Source organism: Kitasatospora sp. NPDC034533 (assembly GCF_055575155.1).
Window position 1 is genome coordinate 267,037 of record NZ_JBVITE010000001.1, and the last position, 14,763, is coordinate 281,799.

Consider the following 14,763-nt stretch of genomic DNA (forward strand, 5'->3'; position numbering starts at 1 on the left):
CGCCGGTGCACTGGCGGGGCCCTCTCGCACGCGCGGGCGTCAGGCGGTGATGCCGGCGGCCTCGGCGAGGTCCCGCTTGACGGCGGCCAGGAGCCCGGCGGCGGCCTCGCGGGTGGCGGCCAGGTCGGCGGCGGAGGTGACCGGGAGGACCACCTCCAGGTAGCACTTGAGCTTGGGCTCGGTGCCGGAGGGGCGGACCACGATGCGCGCGGAGCGGACGGCCTCGCCGGCCAGGTAGTAGCGCAGCCCGTCGGTGGGCGGCAGCTCGGCGGAGCCGGCCGACAGGTCGTCGGCGCGGGTGACCTGGAGGCCGGCCAGCACGGTCGGCGGCTGCTCGCGCAGGCGGCGCATGGCGTCGGCGATCAGCGAGAGGTCCTGGACCCGGACGGAGAGCTGGTCGGTGGCGTGCAGGCCGTGCTCCAGCGCCAGGTCGTCCAGCAGGTCGGACAGGGTGCGGCCGGACTTCTTGAGGGTGGCGGCGAGCTCGGCGACGAGCAGGGCGGCGGTGATGCCGTCCTTGTCCCGGACGCCCTGCGGGTCGACGCAGTAGCCGAGCGCCTCCTCGTAGCCGTAGCGCAGGCCCTCGGCGCGGGAGATCCACTTGAAGCCGGTCAGCGTCTCGGCGTAGCCCAGGCCCGCGGCCTCGGCGATCCGGCCGAGCAGGGTGGCGGAGACGATGGTGGTGGCGAAGGTGCCCTCGGCCTTCTTCGCGACCAGGGCGGAGCCGAGCAGCGCCCCGACCTCGTCGCCGCGCAGCATCCGCCAGCCGGAGGTGCCGTTGCCGCCGCCCGCCGCGTTGCCGTTGACCGGGACGGCCACCGCGCAGCGGTCGGCGTCCGGGTCGTTGGCGATCACGATGTCCGGGCCGACCGAGGCGGCGGTGCGGAAGGCGAGGTCCATCGCCCCCGGCTCCTCCGGGTTGGGGAAGGCCACGGTCGGGAAGTCCGGGTCGGGCTCGGCCTGCTCGGCGACCACGGTGGGGGCGGGGAAGCCGGCCCGGCGGAAGGCGGCGACCAGGGTGTCGCGGCCGACGCCGTGCATCGGGGTGTAGACCACCTCCAGGTCGCGCGGGCCGTGCTCGTCCACGATGGAGACGGCCCGGGCCAGGTACGCCTCGACGACCTCCTCGCCGAGCACCTCCCAGCCCTCCTCGGCGCGCGGGACCTCGTCCAGCGAGCCGATCGCGTCGATCTCGGCGGCGATCCCGGCGTCGGCCGGCGGGACGATCTGCGAGCCGTCGCCCAGGTAGACCTTGTAGCCGTTGTCCTGGGGCGGGTTGTGGCTGGCGGTGACGGTGACACCGGCGGCCGCGCCCAGGTGGCGGACGGCGAAGGCGAGCACCGGGGTCGGCAGCGGGCGCGGCAGCAGGGCGGCGCGCAGTCCGGCGCCGACCACCACGGCGGCGGTGTCGCGGGCGAAGTCGTACGACTTGTGGCGGGCGTCGTAGCCGATCACGACCAGGTCGCCCAGCTGCTGCTGCTTCACGTACGCGACCAGGCCGGCCGCGGCCCGGATCACCACGGCGCGGTTCATCCGCATCGGGCCGGCGCCGAGTTCGCCGCGCAGGCCGGCGGTGCCGAACTGGAGGCGGCCGGAGAAGCGCTCGGCGAGCTCCGCCCAGGCGAGCTTGCCGTCGGTCCCGACCTCCGGGGCCTCGGCCCGGACCAGCAGCGCGGTGAGCTCCTCGCGGGTCTGCGGGTCGGGGTCCTCGGCCAGCCAGGTCCGGGCCCGGGTGAGGAGGTCGGGGTTCAGTGCCTGCGTCATGCCAGCTCCATCGGGAAGTGCGTCGGTGTGTCGGCCGGAGGGTCCGCGCAAGGGAGGAAGGACGGGTGGGGAAGGAAGAGCGGGGGAGGGGAGAGGGGGTGTGCGCATGCGGAGGGGCCCACGGGATGGCGTGATCAGCGGATCACGCCGCCCGTGGGCCCCGTCACTCATCGATTCTGCGCCCGGCGGGTGTCAGATCCGCTCAAGGACCTTCGCCAGCAGCTCGCCCATGCGTTCGGCGGAGGCCTTGCCGGCCTCCAGGACCTCTTCGTGGTTGAGCGGCTCGCCGGTCATGCCGGCGGCCAGGTTGGTGACCAGGGAGATGCCGAGCACCTCGCTGCCGGCCTCGCGGGCGGCGATGGCCTCCAGGGTGGTGGACATGCCGACCAGCTCGCCGCCGATCACCCGGGCCATGTTGACCTCGGCCGGGGTCTCGTAGTGCGGGCCGCGGAACTGGACGTAGACGGCCTCGTCCAGGGTCGGGTCGACCTCGTGGCACAGCGCGCGCAGGCGCTTGGAGTAGAGGTCGGTGAGGTCGACGAAGTTGGCGCCGACGATGGGGGAGTCCCCGGTCAGGTTGATGTGGTCGCTGATCAGCACCGGCTGGCCGGGCGTCCAGCCCTGGCGCAGGCCGCCGCAGCCGTTGGTCAGCACGATGATCCCGCAGCCGGCCGCGGCGGCGGTGCGCACGCCGTGGACGACGGTGGCGACGCCGTGGCCCTCGTAGTAGTGGTTGCGGCCGAGGAAGATCAGGGCGCGCTTGTCGCCGATCTTCACCGAGCGGATCTTGCCGGCGTGGCCGGCGACGGCGGGGGCGGGGAAGCCCGGGAGGTCGGTGACCGGGAACTCGGCCACGGTCTCGCCCAGGGCGTCGGCGGCCGGCACCCAGCCGGAGCCCATCACCAGGGCGACGTCGTGCCGCTCGGCACCGGTCAGCTCGCGCAGGCGCTCGGCGGCGGCCTGGGCGGCGGCGTAGGGGTCGGCGGAGACGACCGACTGAGGAGAAGCGTTCACGGGTCCGAGGATAGACGGGATTCGGCTACGCGCGTAGAAAATCTGGCGGGGCGTGCCGGATCGTTACCCGGTTGACCCGAAAACACAGCTCGGCGGCGTTCGCGGGCCGTTCCGGGGCCGTCCGGGCCGTCCGGCCCGGACGAGCCGTCGGTGCCGGTACGGACGGCGCCCGGCGCCGGACGCCGTCCGCGGGACTCAGAGCCGCTTGGCGTTGCGCAGCCCCTTCGCGTACATGCCGTTGTCGTCGAGCCGGGAGGTGCCGCCCTTGTCGCCGAACGTCGGGCCGTCCGCCTCCTCCCGGCTGGAGATGTACCGGGGGTGGCCGTCGGTGTCCAGGCCCAGGTAGATGCCGACGTGGTCGAGCCGGGCGCCGGTGCGCGCGTCGATCTCGAAGAACACCAGGTCACCGGGTTGCAGCGGGTCGAGCGAGGCCGGGCGCAGGGTGGTGTCCGAGCCGGGCGCGGTGGTCAGCGGGATCACCGGGACGCCGGGGCCGACCCGGGCGAAGCCGTTGGCGGTGCGCGGCAGGCCGGGGCCGGCGACGTCCTTGGAGAGCATCGGGTAGCCGGAGCGGTAGCCGTACACCATCCGGACGAAGCCCGAGCAGTCGAAGGCGCCGTAGCGGGTCTTGTCGGGCTGCTTGGTCACCTTGTCCGCGAACGTGTACGGGATGCCGAGGTAGTCGAAGAAGTCGGTCTGCTCCAGCCGCAGGTCGTTGCCGAGCGAGCCGTTCGGGTTGAGCGGGCCGAAGGAGGCGTCGCCCTTGAAGCGCACGCCCTTGGCGTCCTTCTCGGCGGGCGCGCCGTTGGTGTACTGGGTCGCCACCGCGAGGACGTCCTCGGCGGTGGAGCCGAGCGACTGCTGGAACCAGGTGCGGAACCAGGCCTCCTGCTCGGCGCCCGGCTTCCAGGGCTGGGGCATCAGCCGCACCCAGGCGTCGGTCACCACGGTGGCGGTGGTGGTCTCCGGCTCGGCGAAGGTGCGGCCGGGGCCGGTCAGCACGGCGGTGCGGGCGTTGTCCGTCAGCGTGGCGACCACGCCGCCGTGGCCGTCCCGGACCACCGTGCGGTCCGGCCCGGTCAGCCGCTCGTAGCGGTAGTCGCCGGGCGCGCTGGTGCCGGCGGGCGTGGGGGCGGCGATCAGCGGCGCGCTGCTGCCGGCCGGGGGCTGCCGGTCGCGGTCGCGCAGCTGGACGGTGAGGTAGCCGCCGGCGGCCAGCAGGGTCACGGCGAGACCGCCGCTGAGCAGGGACTTGCGGGTGACGGGCATGGGGGGCTCCCGGGATCAGGTGCCGGGCAGGGCGCCCAGCAGCACCCCGGCGGTCAGCACGACGTAGTTGGCGAGCGTCACCGTGCTGGTGGCCATCAGGGTGGCCGCCTTGGGCTGGCGGACCAGCTGGTAGGCGATCAGACCGGGGACGATGAAGCCGAGCGTCTGGTTGGCGTAGAGGGTGGGCAGCTGGTGCTGGAGGACCAGCATCACGGTCGCCTGGAGCAGCACGCCGATCAGCACCACGGCGGCGAACAGCCGCTTGCCGTACAGGATCACCAGCTTCTGGACGACCCGGGTGGCGAGGTAGGTCAGCACCGTCACGCCGATCACGATGGCCACCCGCTGGAGGTCCTCGACCAGGGTGAGGGCCAGCCAGCCGGGGGTGATCATGCCGCCGGGGGAGAGGTTGGTGGTCAGGTAGCAGACCAGCGAGAAGACCAGGCCGAGCGCGATGCCGATGGCGGCGATCTCGGGGGTGAGCTCGGTGGGGATCACTGCTGGTCTCCGTAGTGGGTGGGGCGGTGGTGGGGGTCGTACCAGGAGTCGGGGATTGGTTCGGGGCGGTAGACGGGCTCGGCGGGGGACGGTTGGGCGTAGCCGGGGTCGGTGTAACCGGCCTGGGCGTGACCGGGGTCGGTGTAACCGGGCTGGGCGTAGCCGGGCTGGACGTGGTGGCCGGGGTCGGTGTGGGCCGGCTGGTGGCCGTGGGCCGGTTCGCCGTAGTGGGCCTGGTCCGGGTACGCGGTCCGCCCGTAGGCCGGTGGGACGTACGCCGGTTCGACGTAGGCGGGCTGTACGTAGGGGGGCTGCACGTAGGAGGGTTCGACGTACGCCGGTTCCACGTACGCGGGGTCGTGGTAGTCCGGCTCCGGATAGAGCGGTTCGGGCTCGTGGTACGCGAACTCCGGCGCCGCGCCGTCCTCGTCGGGCTCCAGCCGGGCCAGCTCCTCCAGGAACAGCTCGCCCTGGCCGTGGATGTTGCCGACCGCCACCAGCGAGGAGTCCGGCCCGAGCTCGGCCAGCAGGTCGGCGGTGAGCCGCTCCGGGTCCCGCTTGTCCCCGCCGAGGTCGACCACCCGGCCCGACCAGCCGGCCGGGATGCCGTCGCGGGCGCTCTTGGTGGGGTGGCCGATCAGGAAGACCGTCTCCGGGTCGAGGTCCGGGACGATCTGGCCCATCTGGCCGTTGCGCTCCACCCGGTCGGGGCGGCAGTTGATCACCACGCTGAGCGGCCGGTGGATCGCGCCGAGGCCCTCCAGCTGGCGGACGTTCATCAGCGTGGACTCGGGGTCGTTGGCGGCGAAGACGTTGGCGAAGCGCAGCCGCTTGCCGTCCGCCGTCCGGTAGCGCTCGACGGAGAGCACGCCCGGGTCCGGCGGGGCCGCCCACATGCCCTGGAGCGCGGTCTGCCGCTCCACGCCGAGGAGTTCGGCGACGGCGAGGGCGATCGCCACGTTCTCCTTGAAGGTGAACCAGCTGAACCCGCGCAGCTCCTCGTCGGTGACCGACTCCGGGTCCACCACGATCAGCCGGCAGTCCCGCTTGGCCGCCTCCTCGCGCAGGATGTGCGCGCGCTCCTGCTCGGCGGTCACGCACACCCCGCCGACCGGCATCGAGCGGGACAGCGAGCGGGCCACGTCGTCCAGGGTGGGGCCCATCTCGGCGAGGTGGTCCTCGCGGACGTTGCACAGCACGCCGATCGTGGACCGGATCAGCTTGGTCTGGTTGACCTCCTGGAGCGCCGGCATGACGGCCATGCACTCGATCACCAGGGCGTCCGGCCGGTACGTGGCGGCGCGGCGGACGATGCCGATCTGCTCCACCACGTTGGCGATGCCGAACTTGCGGTAGACCGGCTCCTCGGTGGCGTCCGGGTGGATGAACCGGGCCGCGGTGCCGGTGGTCTTGGCGACCGTCACCAGTCCGCCGCCGCGCAGCGCGCCGGCGCACAGCCGGGTGATCGAGCTCTTGCCGCGGATGCCGTTGACCAGCACCCGGGTCGGGATCTGGTCCAGGGCGGTGAAGTGCCGGCGCTGTTCGACGATGCCGGCCACCAGCAGCACGGTGCAGCACACCAGCAGCACGACGTAGAGGAAGAGCACGGGAGGTCCTTCGGGCGGGGGCTCAGCGGGCGGTTTCGGCGGTGGCCGGGGTGGCGGGTGCGGACGGCCGGCGGACGGCGCGTTCGGCCTGTTCGGCGCGCACCAGCTCCTGGCGGATCAGCTCCAGGCTGCGGGCGACGGCGCCGACCTCGTCGTGGTGGACGGGGTAGAGCACGGTGCGGCGGTCCCCGGCGGCCAGCGCCTCGGCGCTCGCGGCGAGCCGGCGCAGCGGCAGGCCGACGGCGATGAACAGCCAGCCGAGGCAGAGCGCGGCGGCGGTCAGGCCGAGCATGCCAGCCAGCACCACCCGCCGGTCGGCCCGGTTCTGGTCCAGGTGCAGCCAGGCCACCGGGTGGGCGGTGACCACGGACCAGCCGAGCTTGGCCACGCTGCCGTTGCCGCCGAGCGGAGCGGCGGCGAGCACCGCCGGATCGCCGCCGTCGCGCACCACGTCGGCCGCGGCGGACTTCTTGGCGGTGGCCAGGACCGTGCGGGCCCGGCCGTCCGGCAGGTCGCCGAAGGAGCTGTAGCCCTCGTTGGCGGCCAGCACCCGCTGCCGGTCGTCGACCAGCCAGACCCGGCCGAGGCCCGGGCGTACCAGCAGCGAGCCGAGGAAGTCGGTCTTGAACTCGCCGACCACCACCGGACCCTTGGGCTCGGGTGCGCCCTCCTTGCCGGGGTCCGCCTCGGCGTCGGCCGGGGCGGCGGTCAGGGCGACCCGGGCGGCGATCCGGGGCTCCTTGCCGGAGGTGTTGAGCAGCAGCACGCCGCTCGCGCCCAGCGCCTCCGGGCCGGTGCGGTGCGGGGTCTCGCCGGCCCGGGCGAGCACCTCGCCGTTCGCGCCGAGGACGTAGAGCGCGCGGTAGCGGTCGTGCTCGGTGAGGGTGGCGCGCAGCAGGTTCTCGGCCTTGCCGACGGAGGCGTCGGTGAGCGAGGGGGCGAGCGAACGCAGGTCCGCGTAGCCCTCGTTGAGCGCCTGGCGGATCCGGTCGGCGGCGGTGTCGGTGCGGTCGCGCTGGCCGGCCACCACCTGGGTGGGCACCCGTACGCCGGGGTCGTTGCCGCCGAGGAACAGCAGCGGGCCGGACCAGGCGAGCACCAGGACGGCGCAGAGCGCGAGCGGCAGCGCGGTGCCGGGGCGGCGCTTGGCCGCCGGGGCGGGCGCCGGGCGGCGGGCCGGGTCGCGCAGCTGGAGCCGCAGTTCCTCCAGCGCGCGGGCGATCCGGGCCGCCTCGCCGCGCTTCGGGCCCCGGACGGGCTGCTCCAGCCGCTCGCCGCGGGCGAGCCGGCGGGACTCCAGGAACAGCCGCAGCAGCGGGCGCTGGAGGCTGCGGCTGAGGTACCAGGCGAGCAGCAGGGCGAGGACGAGCAGGGCGCCGGCGGCGGCGAGGCCGAGCATGGGGTGGCGCAGGCTGCCGGGCTTGCCGTCGACGGTGCTGGTGGAGACCACGGTGAGGCCGAGCGGAGCGGCCAGGTCGTGCCCGTCTGGGTTGGCGACGGCGGCCCAGCCGGCGACCCGTCGGGTGCCCTTGTCGTCCGCGCCGCCGGTCAGGCTGCCGGAGGCCGTCTCGCCGGGGACGGGGTGCTGCTGGGCGGCGCGCTCGCGGGCGGCGGCGACCACCTTGCGGTCGGCCTCCGCGTTCAGCGCGGCGCCGGTGGTGTCCAGGACGGCGCCGGTGGCGTCCAGGACCTGGATGGTCTGCTCCTTGCGGGTGGCGATGCCGGGCAGCCGCAGGTTGTCGGAGGCGACCAGCAGCGCGCGGCCGTCGGCCTTGGTGGCGACCAGCGCGAAGGTGAGCAGCCGGGTGCCGGTGGCGGAGGGCACCAGGAGGGGCGCGGGGGCGGTGTCGGTGACCTTGGTGAGGTCCAGCCCGGCCAGCGGGACGGTCTCGCCGCGGGCGGCGAGCAGCCGGCCGGTGTCGGGGCGGACCACCACCGTGCCGCGCCACTTGTGGTACGCCTGGCCGAGCGCGCTCAGCACCTCGGCGGGGTCGGCGGGGGCGCCGTCGTACCGGGCGGCGGCCCGACGCAGGTCGGTGGCGCTCTCGTGCAGTCCGGCCCGCAGCGAGGCGGCGGTGTCCTCGGCGGCGTACTGGTGGGACTCCCGGACGGCCTGCGGGGTGTCGTCGACGCGCAGCCCGCCGACGGCCAGGGCGGTGATCGCGGCGACGGCGAGCAGCAGCACCAGCAGCAGCGCGATGGGGGGACGGATGCCTCCGAGCAGCGGCATGTCGGCCCGGCGGCGGGAGCGGTGCTGCCGCGGCGGATTGGGTGCCGTGCCGCTCACAGGGGCCTCGTTCTCCTCCGGGGCCCGGCACCGCCCGTTCCGGGAGGTCCGTGGCCGGCCTTCTCGGTCAAGCAGCGATCAAGAGCTGGTCAAGCTGCCTCAGCGTACGAAGAGGTTTCGGAAAAGTTGTCACGAACTGGTCACCGATGGGTGTCTCTTTGGTGGAGATCCGTCCGGTGCGGCTGTGGATCATGGTCGTCGCGGTCGGCAGGGTAGGTTCGTCCGCCATGGAGATTCGGGGTTCGCGACGCTCGCTGCTGCTGCCCGTGGCGGTGCTGCTGGTGCTGGCGGCGCTCGCGGGGGCGCTGACCCTGGCCGCGCGCGGCCGGGCCGAGCGGCCGCGGGCCGCCGAGCCGTCCCGGACGTCCCAGGCGTCCGGGACGACACCCACCGGCCCGGCCCCGGTGGACCTGGCGGCCCGGGTGGACGGGTTCACCGAGGACTTCGCGCCCGGCGGTCCGTACACCGCGCCGGACGCCGCGCAGCGCCGGGCGCTGGCCGACGGCGTCCTGGGCCTGCTCGACGGGCAGACCGAGCAGGCGGACCGGGCGCTGGCCCGGGTCGGCTACCGGCGCACCGAGTTCACCGAGGCCGTCACCGGCCGCCGGGTGGCCGAGCTGGCCGACGCCACGGCGGAGTCGGACCGCGGCTGGGGCCGGGTCTACCTGGACCTCTCCGTCCGCTCGGCCTGGTCCGTGCAGGTGCCCCACCCGGTGTCGGACGCCCGTACCGAGGCGCTCGGGGTGGAGGTGTTCCGGGCCGCGCCGGGCGGGGTGCTGGTGCTCGCCGGGGCGCACCGCCGGGCCGGGGCGGACGGCTCCTCGGACGTCGCGCACCGCACCGACACCGTGTTCGCCGCCGTGGTCGAGGCGCTCGCCGGGCGCGGGGTGCCCGGCATCCAGGTGCACGGCTTCGACGAGGGCAGCCTGCCCGGGCAGGACGCGGTGGTCTCGCCCGGCGCCGGGCAGCCGGGGACGGCCGCCGAACTCACCGCCGGCGGGCTGACCCGGGCCGGGTACGCGGTCTGCCGGGCCTGGCGGGAGAAGTGCGGGCAGCTGGGCGGCACCACCAACGTCGAGGGCCGGTTCGCGGCCGGCGTCGGGGTGCCGTGGCTGCACGTCGAGCTGGGCAACGGGCTGCGCACCGAGCCGGCCCGGCGCGCGGTGGTGGCCGGGGTGCTGGCGGACACCGCGCGCGGCTGGGGGCCGCGCCCCTGAGCGCTCAGCAGGGGCGGCGGCGCAGGTCCAGCACGTAGTCGTGCGGAGCTCCGGCGCTCTCCGCCGCGTCGGCGATCAGGCCGAGGTAGCGGGCCGCGGGCAGGCCGCCCTCGTAGTCGTTGAGCACGTACGTCCAGACCTGGATGTCCCCGTCCAGGGTCTGGGCGCGCAGCTTGATCTTGCGGTAGATGCCGAGCTGGACGCCCTCCCAGCGGTCCAGGCCCTCCTCGTCCATCGGCGCGACGTCGTACAGCGAGACGAAGACCCGGTCCTTCTCGTCCTCGACCACGGTGGCCAGCGAGCCTTCCCAGCCGAGCTGCTCGCCGCCGAAGGTGAGCCGCCAGCCGTCCAGCCATCCCGTGCCGCGCAGCGGGGAGTGCGGGGCGCGGCGGGTCATCTGCCGGGCATCGAGGTTGGTGGCATACGCGGCGTAAAGGGGCATGGGGGCCAGCGTAGCCCGCGTGGCGGGCGGGCCGGGGCGACTGGACGAAGCTACGGAAGCCAGGACCCCGGCGTGGCGGCGCCACCGGCGTGCGGGACAATGGGGAACGTGACTCGGATCGTGATCATCGGTGGCGGACCCGGCGGCTACGAGGCGGCCCTGGTCGCCGCACAGCTCGGCGCGGAGGTGACCGTCGTCGACACCGACGGTCTGGGTGGATCGGCGGTGCTCACGGACTGCGTGCCGTCGAAGACGCTGATCGCGACCGCGGAGGTGATGACCACCTTCGACAGCTCGTACGAGGAACTCGGCATCCTGGTCGCCGACACGGTGACGCCCTCCGGCTCCGCCGGGGGCGCCCCGGCCGAGCAGACCGCCAACGTGATCGGCGTGGACCTGGGCAAGGTCAACCGCCGTGTGAAGCGCCTGGCCATCGCGCAGTCCCACGACATCACCCAGTCCGTCACCCGGGCCGGTGTCACCGTGCTGCGCGGTCGCGGCCGCCTCGGCGCCGGCGGGCAGGCCGTGGACGGCTCCCGCGAGGTGCTGGTGGACGCCCCCGACGGCACCGTGCAGTCGCTGCGCGCCGACGCCGTGCTGATCGCCACCGGCGCCCACCCCCGCGAGCTGCCGGACGCCCAGCCGGACGGCGAGCGGATCCTGACCTGGACCCAGGTGTACGACCTGGAGGAGCTGCCCCGCGAGCTGATCGTGGTCGGTTCCGGCGTGACCGGCGCCGAGTTCGCCGGCGCGTACCAGGCGCTCGGCTCCAAGGTGACCCTGGTGTCCAGCCGGGACCGGGTGCTGCCGGGCGAGGACCCGGACGCCGCCGAGGTGCTGGAGGACGTCTTCCGCCGCCGCGGCATGAACGTGATGGGCCGTTCGCGGGCCGAGAGCGTCAAGCGGATCGGCGACCGGGTCGAGGTCATGCTGGCCGACGGCAAGGTCATCGAGGGCACCCACTGCCTGATGGCGGTCGGCTCGATCCCCAACACCGCGGACATGGGCCTGGAGGAGGCCGGGGTCAAGCTCAACGACTGGGGCCAGATCCAGGTCGACCGGGTCTCCCGCACCAGCGCCCCCGGCGTGTACGCGGCGGGCGACTGCACCGGCGTCTTCATGCTCGCCTCGGTGGCGGCCATGCAGGGCCGGATCGCGATGTACCACGCGCTCGGTGACGCGGTGCAGCCGCTGAACCTCAAGACCGTGGCCTCCAACGTCTTCACCGACCCGGAGATCGCCACCGTCGGCTACACCGCGGCCGACGTGGAGTGCGGCAAGATGGACGCCGTTGCGGTCAAGCTCCCGCTGCGCGGCAACCCCCGGGCGAAGATGCAGGGCATCCGGGACGGCTTCGTGAAGCTGTTCTGCCGCCCCGGCACCGGCATCGTGGTCGGCGGCGTGGTCGTCGCCCCCCGGGCCAGCGAGCTGATCCACCCGATCTCCCTGGCGGTGGACGCCAATCTGACGGTCGAACAGGTGGCCAGCGCCTTCACCGTCTACCCGTCCGTCTCCGGCTCGACCGCCGAGGTCGCCCGGCAGCTGCACATCCGCAAGCGGACCGACGGCGAATCCTGAGCCTTCGGCGCGCAGTTGAGGGCGGCTGCCGGTCGGCGGCCGCCCTTCGCGCGGGCATGGCCGTCACCCGGACGGCGGGGCGCAGTTCCGGGTCATCGGCGGCGCGTATTCTACGGTCACGCGCCGCTCGGGCGTGAGCAATTCCCGCTACTAGCTGGAAACGCCTGAAAGCAGACGGTCACGCAGGTTACCGTCAGTTCTGTGTTTGCTGCAGAACGTCGCCAGTTGATCCTCGAAATGGTGCGCGCCAACGGAGCCGTCTCGCTCCGGGAGTTGGCCCGCGTCGTCCAGACCTCCGAAGTGACCGTGCGCCGCGACGTGCGGGCCCTGGAGGCAGAAGGGCTCCTCGACCGCCGGCACGGCGGCGCGGTGCTCCCCGGCGGCTTCAGCCGCGAACCCGGTTACCCGCAGAAGACCCACCTGTCCGCGGCGGAGAAGAGCGCCATCGCGGACGCCGCCGCCGCCCTGGTGGAGGAGGGGGACTCGGTGGTGGTGGGAGCCGGGACCACCACCCAGGAACTGGCCCGCCGGCTGGCCCGGGTGCCGGGGCTGACCGTGGTCACCAACTCGTTGCTGGTCGCCCAGGCGCTGGCACACGCCAACCGGGTCGAGGTGGTGATGACCGGCGGCACCCTGCGCGGCTCCAACTACGCGTTGGTGGGCAGCGGCGCGGAGCAGTCGCTCCAGGGGCTGCGGGTCAACAAGGCCTTCATCTCCGGCAGCGGGCTGACGGCCGAGCGCGGCCTGTCGACCGCGAACATGCTGTCCGCGAGCGTGGACCGGGCCATGGTGCTGGCGGCCGCCGAGGTGATCGTCCTCGCCGACCACACCAAGCTCGGCGCGGCCGGCATGTTCCAGACCGTCGCCACCGAGACCATCACCCGCCTGGTCACCGACGAGCAGGCCACCGCGGACGACGGGACCGCCCGCGAGCTGGACGCGCTCGCCGACTGCGGGGTGCAGGTCGACCTCGCCCCGCTGGGCGGCCCGGGCGGGGACGCCCCGGTGCACGGCACCGGCAGCGGCCCGGTCCACCAGACCCAGCCCGGCCCGATGGCCCGGCGCGGCGGCCCGCCCCCCGGCGGCGCCCCGCTGCCCGGCCAGCGCCGCCCCGGCGCGCACGGCGGGCCGGCCGGCCCGGGCGGGATGCCGACCCGGCTGGCCGAGATGGGCCTGCCGCGCGGCGGGCGCTGAGCCCGCATCACCCTCGGCCCCGCGACCCGTGGAAGGCCCGCGGAAGACGGAACCGGTCCGCACACCCCCGAAGGGCGTACGGACCGGTCCGAGGGCAGGGGACTGGCTCAGTCCTTGATCTCGCAGAGCGCGGCGCCGCTGCTGACGCTCGCGCCGACCTCGGCCTTGAGGCCGACGACGGTGCCCGCCTTGTGGGCGTTCAGCGGCTGCTCCATCTTCATCGCCTCCAGGACCACGATCAGCTCGCCCTCGGCGACGACCTGGCCCTCCTCCACGGCGACCTTGACGATGGTGCCCTGCATCGGCGAGGCGAGGGTGTCGCCGCCGACGGACGAGCCGGCCTTCTTGGCGCCCACCCGGCGCTTGGCCTTGGCGCCCGTGGCGCCGGCCGCGGGGGCCGCCGCGACGCCCAGCGAGGACGGCAGCGAGACCTCGATCCGCTTGCCGCCGACCTCGACCACCACGGTCTCCCGGGTCTCGGCCTCCTCGCCGTCACCGCCCGCGCCGACGAACGGCGGGATGGTGTTGTCGAACTCGGTCTCGATCCACCGGGTGTAGACCTTGAACGGCTCGTCGCTGCCGTGCACCTCGGGCGCGAACGCCGGGTCGGTGACGACCGCCCGGTGGAACGGGATGGCGGTGGCCATGCCCTCCACCCTGAACTCGGCCAGCGCGCGGCGGGCCCGCTCCAGGGCCTGCTTGCGGTCCCGGCCGGAGACGATCAGCTTGGCCAGCAGCGAGTCCCAGGCCGGGCCGATGACCGAGCCGGTCTCCACGCCGGAGTCCAGGCGCACGCCCGGACCGGACGGCGGGGCGAACAGCGTCACGGTGCCGGGCGCGGGCAGGAAGCCGCGGCCCGGGTCCTCGCCGTTGATGCGGAACTCGAAGGAGTGGCCGCGGACCTCCGGGTCCCCGTAGCCGAGCTCCTCGCCGTCGGCGATCCGGAACATCTCGCGGACCAGGTCGAGGCCGGTGACCTCCTCGGTGACCGGGTGCTCCACCTGGAGACGGGTGTTGACCTCCAGGAAGGAGATCGTGCCGTCCTTCGCGACCAGGAACTCGCAGGTCCCGGCGCCCTCGTAGCCGGCCTCCTTCAGGATGGCCTTGGACGCCCGGTACAGCTCGGCGTTCTGCTCGGGGGTCAGGAACGGCGCGGGCGCCTCCTCGACCAGCTTCTGGTGGCGGCGCTGGAGCGAGCAGTCACGGGTGGAGACGACCACCACGTTGCCGTGCTTGTCGGCCAGGCACTGGGTCTCCACGTGCCGCGGGTTGTCCAGGTAGCGCTCGACGAAGCACTCGCCGCGGCCGAAGGCGGCGACGGCCTCGCGCACCGCGGAGTCGAACAGCTCGGGGATCTCCTCCAGCGTGCGGGCGACCTTGAGGCCGCGTCCGCCGCCGCCGAAGGCCGCCTTGATGGCGACCGGCAGGCCGTGCTCCCGCGCGAACGCGACGACCTCGTCGGCGCCCGCGACCGGGTCGGGCGTGCCGGCCACCAGCGGGGCGCCGGCCCGCTGGGCGACGTGCCGGGCCGTCACCTTGTCGCCGAGGTCGCGGATGGCCTGCGGCGGCGGGCCGATCCAGATCAGACCCGCGTCGATGACGGCCTGGGCGAACTCGGCGTTCTCCGACAGGAACCCGTAACCGGGGTGGACGGCGTCGGCGCCGGAGTCGGCGGCCGCCTTCAGGACCTTGGCGATGTCCAGGTAGCTGGTAGCGGGGGTGTCACCGCCCAGCGCGTAAGCCTCGTCGGCCGCGCGGACGTGCAGCGCATCCCGGTCCGGCTCGGCGTAGACGGCGACGCTGGCGATACCGGCGTCCGAGCAGGCCCTGGCGACGCGGACGGCGATTTCCCCGCGGTTGGCGATGAGCACCTTGCGCACTGTGGCTCCCTTC

Annotated in this window: 11 protein-coding genes; 3 read left to right on the forward strand and 8 right to left on the reverse strand. The window is 74.3% G+C overall.

The window, feature by feature from the left end:
- Positions 1-39 precede the first annotated feature (39 nt).
- From ACZ55U_RS01330 to ACZ55U_RS01355, 6 genes are all read right to left on the reverse strand, one after another.
- Complete coding sequence (locus ACZ55U_RS01330) at positions 40-1,764, reverse strand: phospho-sugar mutase (RefSeq protein ID WP_465521139.1); 1,725 nt, start codon at positions 1,762-1,764, stop codon at positions 40-42.
- 192 nt (positions 1,765-1,956) lie between these two features.
- Positions 1,957-2,778 carry a purine-nucleoside phosphorylase gene (locus ACZ55U_RS01335; protein WP_465521141.1) on the reverse strand — a complete coding sequence of 274 codons (822 nt, stop codon included), beginning with the start codon at positions 2,776-2,778 and terminating at the stop codon, positions 1,957-1,959.
- Positions 2,779-2,973: 195 nt separating this feature from the next.
- Positions 2,974-4,047, reverse strand: a complete 1,074-nt coding sequence (locus ACZ55U_RS01340; RefSeq protein ID WP_465521143.1) for a C40 family peptidase — start codon at positions 4,045-4,047, stop codon at positions 2,974-2,976.
- A gap of 15 nt (positions 4,048-4,062) precedes the next feature.
- Positions 4,063-4,545 (reverse strand): poly-gamma-glutamate biosynthesis protein PgsC/CapC, encoded by a 483-nt coding sequence (locus ACZ55U_RS01345; protein WP_380730924.1) that lies wholly within the window; start codon positions 4,543-4,545, stop codon positions 4,063-4,065.
- On the reverse strand, positions 4,542-6,152 hold the full coding sequence (gene pgsB / locus ACZ55U_RS01350) for a poly-gamma-glutamate synthase PgsB (RefSeq protein ID WP_465521145.1): 1,611 nt from the start codon (positions 6,150-6,152) through the stop codon (positions 4,542-4,544). The genes ACZ55U_RS01345 and pgsB overlap by 4 nt, the downstream gene beginning before the upstream one ends.
- A 22-nt stretch (positions 6,153-6,174) precedes the next feature.
- Positions 6,175-8,439 carry a HAMP domain-containing protein gene (locus tag ACZ55U_RS01355; RefSeq protein WP_465521147.1) on the reverse strand — a complete coding sequence of 755 codons (2,265 nt, stop codon included), beginning with the start codon at positions 8,437-8,439 and terminating at the stop codon, positions 6,175-6,177.
- A 146-nt stretch (positions 8,440-8,585) separates the two neighbouring features.
- On the opposite strand from ACZ55U_RS01355, the gene ACZ55U_RS01360 reads away from it, so the two are divergent.
- Positions 8,586-9,656 carry a hypothetical protein gene (locus ACZ55U_RS01360; protein WP_465521149.1) on the forward strand — a complete coding sequence of 357 codons (1,071 nt, stop codon included), beginning with the start codon at positions 8,586-8,588 and terminating at the stop codon, positions 9,654-9,656.
- A 4-nt stretch (positions 9,657-9,660) separates the two neighbouring features.
- Here the strand turns inward: ACZ55U_RS01360 and ACZ55U_RS01365 are convergent, their stop codons facing one another.
- The gene (locus ACZ55U_RS01365) at positions 9,661-10,098 is read right to left on the reverse strand and encodes a gamma-glutamylcyclotransferase family protein (RefSeq protein WP_316523808.1); all 438 of its coding nucleotides are present in this window, start codon (positions 10,096-10,098) and stop codon (positions 9,661-9,663) included.
- Positions 10,099-10,197: 99 nt separating this feature from the next.
- Here ACZ55U_RS01365 and ACZ55U_RS01370 point away from each other — a divergent pair, with 99 nt between their 5' ends.
- Both ACZ55U_RS01370 and ACZ55U_RS01375 read left to right on the forward strand, forming a co-directional pair.
- A complete protein-coding gene (locus ACZ55U_RS01370) occupies positions 10,198-11,676 on the forward strand; it encodes an NAD(P)H-quinone dehydrogenase (protein ID WP_465521151.1) in 1,479 nt (492 codons plus the stop codon).
- 237 nt (positions 11,677-11,913) lie between these two features.
- The gene (locus tag ACZ55U_RS01375; protein WP_380700319.1) at positions 11,914-12,870 is read left to right on the forward strand and encodes a DeoR/GlpR family DNA-binding transcription regulator; all 957 of its coding nucleotides are present in this window, start codon (positions 11,914-11,916) and stop codon (positions 12,868-12,870) included.
- Positions 12,871-12,977: 107 nt separating this feature from the next.
- Here the strand turns inward: ACZ55U_RS01375 and ACZ55U_RS01380 are convergent, their stop codons facing one another.
- Positions 12,978-14,750, reverse strand: a complete 1,773-nt coding sequence (locus tag ACZ55U_RS01380; protein WP_465521153.1) for an acetyl/propionyl/methylcrotonyl-CoA carboxylase subunit alpha — start codon at positions 14,748-14,750, stop codon at positions 12,978-12,980.
- Between the last annotated feature and the right edge of the window lie 13 nt (positions 14,751-14,763).